The sequence below is a fragment of the Streptomyces sp. KLMMK genome (assembly GCF_036961605.1).
Taxonomy (GTDB): Bacteria; Actinomycetota; Actinomycetes; order Streptomycetales; family Streptomycetaceae; genus Streptomyces; species Streptomyces telluris.
In genome coordinates, this window is the sequence record NZ_JBAMDC010000290.1 from 1 (window position 1) to 8,375 (window position 8,375).

The 8,375-nt window shown below is 70.1% G+C and carries 8 protein-coding genes; 3 read left to right on the forward strand and 5 right to left on the reverse strand.

Annotation, left to right across the window (positions count from 1 at the left end; all coding sequences use genetic code 11):
- From V7793_RS28420 to V7793_RS28435, 4 genes are all read right to left on the reverse strand, one after another.
- On the reverse strand, nt 1–882 hold an 882-nt coding region (locus V7793_RS28420; protein WP_336011575.1), incomplete at its 3' end, for an amino acid ABC transporter permease.
- Nucleotides 879–1,529 (reverse strand): amino acid ABC transporter permease, encoded by a 651-nt coding sequence (locus V7793_RS28425; RefSeq protein ID WP_336011577.1) that lies wholly within the window; start codon nt 1,527–1,529, stop codon nt 879–881. The genes V7793_RS28420 and V7793_RS28425, both read right to left, overlap by 4 nt.
- Nucleotides 1,530–1,569: 40 nt before the next feature.
- Nucleotides 1,570–2,493, reverse strand: coding sequence for a glutamate ABC transporter substrate-binding protein (locus V7793_RS28430; protein ID WP_336011580.1), 924 nt, complete (start codon nt 2,491–2,493; stop codon nt 1,570–1,572).
- A gap of 100 nt (nt 2,494–2,593) precedes the next feature.
- Nucleotides 2,594–3,370 carry an amino acid ABC transporter ATP-binding protein gene (locus tag V7793_RS28435; protein WP_336011583.1) on the reverse strand — a complete coding sequence of 259 codons (777 nt, stop codon included), beginning with the start codon at nt 3,368–3,370 and terminating at the stop codon, nt 2,594–2,596.
- Between the two features lie 269 nt (nt 3,371–3,639).
- On the opposite strand from V7793_RS28435, the gene V7793_RS28440 reads away from it, so the two are divergent.
- The gene (locus V7793_RS28440) at nt 3,640–4,347 is read left to right on the forward strand and encodes a response regulator transcription factor (protein ID WP_336011586.1); all 708 of its coding nucleotides are present in this window, start codon (nt 3,640–3,642) and stop codon (nt 4,345–4,347) included.
- Nucleotides 4,348–4,362: 15 nt separating this feature from the next.
- On the forward strand, nt 4,363–5,802 hold the full coding sequence (locus tag V7793_RS28445) for a sensor histidine kinase (protein ID WP_336011589.1): 1,440 nt from the start codon (nt 4,363–4,365) through the stop codon (nt 5,800–5,802).
- Nucleotides 5,803–5,858: 56 nt separating this feature from the next.
- On the opposite strand, the gene V7793_RS28450 is transcribed toward V7793_RS28445, so the two are convergent.
- Entirely contained in the window at nt 5,859–6,857 is a 999-nt protein-coding gene (locus V7793_RS28450) for a TAXI family TRAP transporter solute-binding subunit (RefSeq protein ID WP_336011592.1), read from the reverse strand.
- 116 nt (nt 6,858–6,973) lie between these two features.
- On the opposite strand from V7793_RS28450, the gene miaB reads away from it, so the two are divergent.
- Nucleotides 6,974–8,375: tRNA (N6-isopentenyl adenosine(37)-C2)-methylthiotransferase MiaB (gene miaB / locus V7793_RS28455; protein WP_336011594.1), on the forward strand; the 1,402-nt coding region annotated here is incomplete at its 3' end.

Consider the following 8,375-nt stretch of genomic DNA (forward strand, 5'->3'; position numbering starts at 1 on the left):
GGAGGCGCCGTCCGTGCCCCCGGCGGACCCGGTCGTGACGGCGCCTCCGGCCGTCGGCATCGCGGGCGGGCTGCCCTTGCGCGAGCGCTGCGTGCGCCGTTCGACCCAGGTGGCCACCGAAGACAGCGCCAGGCAGAGCAGGATGTAGATCGAACCGAAGATGATCACCATCGGGATGAAGGCGTAGACGCCGTTCACGGGCTTGGTCTGCTCGGCGAAGGCCTTGCCCACGAAGAGCAGCTCCTCGTAGAGGATGATGAACCCGAGCGAGGTGTCCTTCAGGGTCACCACGAGCTGGCTGATGATCGACGGCAGCATCGTCCGTACGCCCTGCGGGATCAGGATGCTCGACATCACCTGCGTCTTGCGCAGTCCGAGCGCGTAGGCGGCCTCGCCCTGGCCGCGGGGCACCGCGTTGATCCCGGACCGGAAGATCTCGGCCTGCACGGAGCCGTTGTAGAGCGTGAGCCCGATGACCAGCGCCCACATCGGATCGTTGGTGAAGACGCCCGCGAACAGCAGGAAGATCATGATCATCAGCGGCATGGAGCGGAAGAACTCCACCACCACCGTGGCGGCCCAGCGCACCGGCCGGTGGTCGGACAGCCGGGCGGCCGCCAGCACCGCGCCGAGCGAGAGCGAGAGCACCGCCGCGATCGCGAACGTCTTCAGGGTCGTCAGCAAGCCGTCGACGATGCGCTGGTGGGTGTCGCTGTACTCGTAGTCGTCCCACAGGCCGGCCTGGAACTGACCGGTGTCGTCCAGCCGGTAGATGACGAAGGCGATCAGGCCGAGGATCGCGACGGTGGACAGCGCCCCGTAGAGGCGGTTGCGGGCCCGCGCCCGGGGGCCGGGTGCGTCGTAGAGGACGTTCGCGCTCACCGGGCCACCGCCAGCCGGTTCTCCAGCAGCCGGAACAGGCCGCTGACCGCGAGGGTGATGATGATGTAGCAGACCGCGATCCAGAGGAAGATCACGTAGATGTTGTAGCCGGTGTCGGCGTTGAGCGACTTCTGCACCGAGCCCAGCTGGGTCACGTTGAAGCCGGAGGCGATCGCCGTGTTCTTGGTGAGGGCGATCATCAGGCTGCCGATGGGCGGCACCGCGGTGCGGGTGGCCTGGGGCAGCACGACCTGGCCCAGCGTCTGGTTGAAGGTCATCCCGATCGAGCGGGCGGCCTCCGCCTGGCCCACCGGCACGGAGTTGATGCCGGACCGGACGGCCTCGCAGATGAACGCCGAGGTGTAGCACCCGAGCGTCAGCACGGCGAGCCAGAAGGAGTCCCAGCCCTTGAGCCCGAGGGCGGGCAGGCCCAGGGTGACGGCCAGGAAGAGCAGCACCAGCGGGGTGTTGCGCAGCAGCGTCACCCAAGTGGTGCCGAATATTCGCAGGGCGGGCACCGGGGAGACCCGGAACGCCGCCATCAGTATGCCCAGCACCAGGGCCAGCAGGCCGCTGAGCCCCGTGAGCTCCACGGTGCCGAGGAATCCTTCGCGGAACTCCGCGAAGTGGTCCGACAGAACGTTCAAGGCAGCGCTCCCGGCTGATCAGTAGTGGATCACGTGCGGATCAGTAGCGGTCGACCGCGGGCGGGTTCGGCGCGGCGACCCCGGAGAGGCCGATGGTGGCGTCGTAGGCCTTCTTCCAGTCGCCGTTCTTCACGTGCGCCTCGATGGCGTCGTTGATGGCCGCGCGCAGCGCCTTGTCGTCCTTCTTCACGCCCACGCCGTAGGGCTCCGTGGAGAACGGCTTGCCGACCACCTTCAGGGCGCCCTTGTTCTCCGCGGCGTAGCCCTTGAGGAGGGTGTCGTCGGTCGTCACGGCGTCGACCGTGCCGGACACGAGCTCCTGGACGCACAGCTGGTAGCCCTGCTGGGCCTTGACCTCGCCCACGCTGTACTTGGGCTCCTTGATGCGCTTGAGCGGCGTCGAGCCGGTCACCGAGCAGACCTTCTTGCCCTTGAGGTCCTCGGGGCCCTTGATGCTGCTGTCGGACTTCACCAGCAGGTCCTGGCCGGCGACGTAGTACGGGCCGGCGAAGTCGACCTGCTTCTTGCGCTCGTCGTTGATCGTGTACGTGCCGACGTAGAAGTCGACGCCGCCACTGGCGAGCTGCGTCTCGCGGGCCTCGGACGGCACCGTCTTGAACTTGATGTGGGCCTCGTCGAAGCCGAGGTCGGCCGCGATCATCCGGGCGATCTCCACGTCGAAGCCGGTGCGCTTCTTGGAGGTGGGGTTCTCGTAGCCCAGGCCGGGCTGGTCGGCCTTGGTGCCGATGGTGATCGTCTTGCCCTTGATCCGGTCGAAGACGGGCGAGCCCTTGACGTCGGCCGAGGTGTTCACCTTGTAGGTCGGCACGGCCGGTGCGGACTTGCCGTCGCCGGGCTTGTCGGCCTTGTCGTCGTCCGGGCTGCCCGACTTGCCGCAGGCGGTGGCGGTCGCGGTGAGGGCCAGTGCCACGGCGGCGGCTGCGACGGTCTTGCGGAGCTTCATGGTGAACATCCTTTGCGTCTGCAGGTGGAGCGGAGCGGTTCGGGGCAGCCGTGACGGGAGGGGCCGAACGGGCCGGTCCGGCGGCGGGGCGCCGGTGCGGTCAGTGGTGCAGGATCTTCGAGAGGAAGTCCTTGGCACGGTCACTGCGCGGGTTGCTGAAGAACTGGTCCGGCCGCGCCTCCTCGACGATGCGGCCGTCGGCCATGAAGACCACGCGGTTGGCGGCGGAGCGGGCGAAGCCCATCTCGTGGGTGACGACGACCATCGTCATGCCGTCCCGGGCGAGCTGCTGCATGACCTCCAGCACCTCGTTGATCATCTCCGGGTCGAGCGCCGACGTCGGCTCGTCGAACAGCATCACCTTCGGATCCATGGCCAGGGCCCGGGCGATGGCCACGCGCTGCTGCTGGCCGCCCGAGAGCTGGGCGGGGTACTTGTCGGCCTGGGCCCCGACGCCGACCCTGTCGAGGAGGGCGCGTGCCTTCTCCTCGGCCTTGCGGCGGTCCGTCCTGCGGACCTTGATCTGACCAAGCGTCACATTTTCGAGCACGGTCTTGTGCGCGAAGAGGTTGAAGGACTGGAAGACCATGCCGACGTCGGCACGCAGTCTGGCCAGTTCCTTGCCCTCCTGGGGCAGTGGTCTGCCGTCGATGGTGATCGATCCGGAATCCGTGGTTTCCAGACGGTTGACGGTCCGGCACAGCGTCGACTTGCCGGAGCCCGACGGGCCGATCACGACGACGACCTCGCCGCGTGCGATCGTCAGGTCGATGTCCTGGAGGACATGCAGGGCGCCGAAGTGCTTGTTGACGCTTTTCAGGACGACCAGTGGGTCCGCGGCGGCAGTGGCCTCGTCGGTCACCGATACTTCGCTCATCGGCGTTCCTCGCTCCATCCTCCTCGATTGGGAGGACCCTAATGAGCGGCATCGACCAGCGTCATTACATCTGAGCTGAAATTGAGCATAACGATCCGGCCGCAAAGGGACACTCTGCGTGAAGGGGGCGCGCGGCGTGCACGCCGGTCGCGCGGGCGTACCGGCTGGATAACGGAAGCTCCTTCGCTCCCGGAACCCCCTTGACGGACCGGGCGTCCATCCGCGTGGATGCGGGAGTGCCCACGCTGCGGTCACAGGGAGGGGGCCGGATGAGACTGCTGCTGGTGGAGGACGACGACCACGTCGCCGCGGCTCTGGCGGCGGTGCTGTCCCGGCACGGCTTCGACGTCACCCATGCCCGGAGCGGCGAGGAGGCGCTGCGCGCCCTGCTGCCCGACGCGGGCGTGCCCTTCGCCGTCGTCCTGCTCGACCTCGGGCTGCCCGACCAGGACGGCTTCGAGGTCTGCGGCAAGATCCGCAAACGCACCGGCATACCCGTCATCATGGTCACCGCCCGCGCCGACACCCGCTCCAAGATCCACGGTCTCAACCTCGGCGCCGACGACTACGTGGTCAAGCCCTACGACACCGGCGAGCTCCTCGCCCGCATCCACGCGGTCGCCCGCCGCAAGCCGCCCGCCGGCAAGGGCCCGCAGGAGACGCAGGAGCCCTCCGCGCAGCGCTCGCTGCGACTGGGCAGCCTCATCATCGAACTCCCCAACCGCGAGGTCTCCGTGGCCGGTACGGCCGTCCCGCTCACCCGTAAGGAGTTCGACCTGCTGGCCCTGCTCGCCCAGCGGCCCGGCGTCGTCTTCCGCCGCGAACAGATCATCAGCGAGGTGTGGCAGACCAGCTGGGAGGGGACCGGCCGCACCCTGGAGGTGCACATCGCCTCCCTGCGCGCCAAACTGCGCATGCCCGCGCTGATCGAGACGGTCCGCGGGGTCGGCTACAAAATCGTCGTCCCGGCCCGGTGAGGGCCGGCCGAACCTGTGCGCACACGACTCCTTCCGCTCCTCATCGTCCTGCTCGCGGGCGTGCTGCTGGCCCTCGGGTTCCCTCTCGCCGCCAGCATCGCCGCGGCCGAGCAGCAGCGCGTGGTCGTCGACCGCATCGACGACACCGCCCGCTTCGCGGCCCTCGCCCAGTTCGTCACCACCCGGCCGTCCGACCAGGCGGCCGAGACGGACGAACGGTTCAACACCCTGCGCTCCGAACTCCTGCGCTATGAGGAGCTGTACGACATCAGGGTCGGCATCTTCTACCGCGACGGAGCGGCCATGGCGGTCGCCCCCCGGCGCTGGGAGGTGCCGTCCACCGGTGAGGGCCGGCGGGCCTTCAAGGAGGCCCTGGCGGGGCGCCGCAGCCACGACCCCGGGCAGGTCTGGCCGCTGCAGCACAGCCGGCTCGCCGTCGCCTCCCCCGTCATCCGCGACGGCGACGTCGTCGCGGTCGTCGTCACCGATTCCCCCACGGGGCAGCTGCGCTCGCGGATCCTGCACTCCTGGATGCTGCTCGTGGCCGGCGAGACCGCCGCGATGCTCGTCGCCGTCGCCGCCGCGTTCCGCCTCACGGGGTGGGTGCTGCGGCCCGTACGGACCCTGGACGCCGCGACGCACGGCATCGCCACGGGGCGGCTGAACTCCCGCGTCGCGGCCGACAGCGGGCCGCCCGAGCTGCGCCGCCTGGCGCGCTCCTTCAACGAGATGGCCGACAACGTCGAGACCGTCCTGGACCAGCAGCGCGCCTTCGTCGCCGACGCCTCGCACCAGCTGCGCAACCCGCTCGCCGCCCTCCTGCTGCGCATCGACCTCCTCGCCCTGGACCTCCCGGCCGGCCATGCCGAGGTCGCCTCCGTGCAGGCCGAAGGCAAGCGCCTCGCGCGCGTGCTCGACGACCTCCTGGGCCTCGCCCTCGCCGAGCACGCCGCCGCCGACCTCCAGCTGACCGACATAGCGGAGATCGTCACCGACCGGGTGGGGGCCTGGTCACCGGTCGCCGACCGCGAGCAGGTGACGCTCACCTACAGCGGTCCGGCCGCGGTGACGGGCTGGGCCGATCCGGTCGCCCTCTCCAGCGCCCTCGACGCGGTGGTGGACAACGCGCTCAAGTTCACGCCCGGCGGCTCCCCGGTCCACGTCAGCGTCGAGGTCGAGGGCGACTGCGTCGGCATCACGGTCGCCGACGGCGGCCCCGGCCTCACGGACGAGGAGCTCACCCGCATCGGCGACCGCTTCTGGCGCAGCAGCCGCCACCAGAACGTCTCCGGCTCGGGCCTGGGGCTGTCCATCTCCCGGGCCCTCCTCGCGGCGGGCGGCGCCACGCTCACGTACGCCCCCAACGAGCCGCACGGACTGCGCGCGGTGATCAAGGTGCCGCGGCAGGGCGAGGGTGTGAACGGCACGCCTCAGGCCTTGACCGACAGGCAGTAGCGCTCCCCGGGGCGCGACCGCGAGCGACAACAGGTACCGACAGCCGGTGACGCCCCTCAGGGCTTGACCGACAGGTAGTAGCGGCGTGCCCCCGCGTGCAGCTGGAGGGGGTCGGTGAAGATCGCCGTACGGAGATCCACCTTCTGCGCCGCGTGCACCTTCTGCCCTATGCGGTCCCTGCTGTTCATCACGGAGCGGGTGACGCTCTCCGCCAGCTCCGGATCCGCGTGGTCCATGGTGACGAGGAGGTTCGCCACCGCCAGCGTCTTCACCGCCTGCGTCGCCCGCAGCTCCGGATAGGCGTCCACGGGCATCACCGCGGCCCGGTAGTAGTGCGTCTGCGGCCCCTGCGCGTGCAGCGGCGCGATCAGGTCGCTCAGCTGCACCAGGCGGATGGACAGCCGCAGGCCGAGCGTCTGGACGGCGTTCGTGGGCAGCCCGCCGGACCAGAAGAACGCGTCCAGCTCCCCGCGCTCCAGCAGCCCCGGCATCCTGTCGATGCCCACACGCACCGGAGTGATGTCCTTGTCGAAGTCGAGCCCCGCCGCCTTCAGCAGCCGCCGCGTGATCAGCTGGACTCCGGAGTCGTCCGTCCCCACGCCCACCCGCAGGCCCCGCAGGTCCCGGGCGGACTGCACCCGGGAGGACTTCTGCACCACCAGCTGGATGTAGTCGTCGTACAGCCGGGCACAGGCGCGCAGCCCTGCCGCGCCCGGCTTCCCCTCGTCCCGGTAGGTGGCGACCGAGTCCGCGGTGGCCAGTGTGAAGTCCGCCTCGCCGGAGGTGAGCTGCCGCAGGTTGTCGATCGACCCCTGGCTGCGCCGCAGGCGCACGTCCAGGGACGGCATGTCGCGCCCCAGGTCCTCCTTGAGGAGGTCCCCGTACTTGGCGTACACGCCCGTCGGCACACCGGTGGCGAACGACATCCGGCCGGCCGGGGACGCGTCCCCGTGCAGGGACACCATCCACCACACCAGCACGGCGAGCACGGCGGCGCCCGCCGCGGCCGCACGGAGGACGCGGCGCCTTCCAGGGCGCGGGGAACGGGGAAGCATGGGCGGATCCTGTCAGGCCCGGCCGGGCTTCGGCAGGGGTTACGGCGGAACGGGGCCGGAGGCGGGCAAAGGAGGAGGCGGGTTGTCCGGGCGACCACGTACCCTGGTCGATTGAGATGAGTGCGAAGACATACGAGGTGCGCACCTACGGGTGCCAGATGAACGTCCATGACTCCGAGCGGCTGTCGGGCCTGCTGGAGGACGCGGGCTATGTCCGTGCGCCCGAGGGCACCGCGGAGGGCGACGCCGACGTCGTCGTCTTCAACACCTGCGCGGTGCGGGAGAACGCCGACAACAAGCTCTACGGCAACCTCGGCCGGCTGGCCCCCATGAAGACCAAGCGTCCCGGGATGCAGATCGCCGTCGGCGGCTGCCTCGCCCAGAAGGACCGCGACACGATCGTGAAGCGGGCCCCCTGGGTCGACGTCGTCTTCGGCACGCACAACATCGGCAAGCTGCCCGTGCTGCTCGAGCGCGCCCGCATCCAGGAAGAGGCGCAGGTCGAGATCGCCGAGTCCCTGGAGGCGTTCCCCTCGACGCTGCCGACGCGCCGCGAGAGCGCCTACGCGGCCTGGGTGTCCATCTCCGTCGGGTGCAACAACACCTGCACGTTCTGCATCGTCCCGGCGCTGCGCGGCAAGGAGAAGGACCGCCGCACGGGCGACATCCTCGCCGAGATCGAGGCGCTCGTCGCCGAGGGCGTCAGCGAGATCACCCTGCTCGGCCAGAATGTGAACGCCTACGGCTCCGACATCGGCGACCGCGAGGCGTTCTCCAAGCTGCTGCGCGCCTGCGGCAAGATCGAGGGCCTGGAGCGGGTCCGCTTCACCTCCCCGCACCCGCGCGACTTCACCGACGACGTGATCGCCGCCATGGCCGAGACGCCGAACGTGATGCACCAGCTGCACATGCCGCTGCAGTCCGGCTCGGACACCGTCCTGAAGGCGATGCGCCGCTCGTACCGCCAGGAGCGTTTCCTGGGCATCATCGAGAAGGTGCGCGCCGCCATGCCGGACGCCGCCATCTCCACCGACATCATCGTGGGCTTCCCCGGCGAGACCGAGGAGGACTTCGAGCAGACCATGCACGTGGTGCGCGAGGCCCGCTTCGCCAACGCCTTCACGTTCCAGTACTCCAAGCGCCCCGGCACCCCCGCGGCCACCATGGAGGGCCAGATCCCCAAGGAGGTCGTGCAGGCGCGCTACGAGCGTCTCGTCGCTCTCCAGGAGGAGATCTCCTGGGACGAGAACAAGAAGCAGGTCGGCCGCACCCTTGAGGTCATGGTCGCCGAGGGCGAGGGCCGCAAGGACGACGCCACGCACCGCCTCTCCGGCCGCGCGCCCGACAACCGCCTCGTGCACTTCACCAAGCCCGACGAGCCGGTCCGCCCGGGCGACGTGGTGACCGTCGAGATCACCTACGCCGCCCCGCACCACCTGCTCGCCGAGGGCCCCGCGAAGGGCGTGCGCCGCACGCGCGCGGGCGATGCGTGGGAGAAGCGCACCGCCGCTGCCGCCG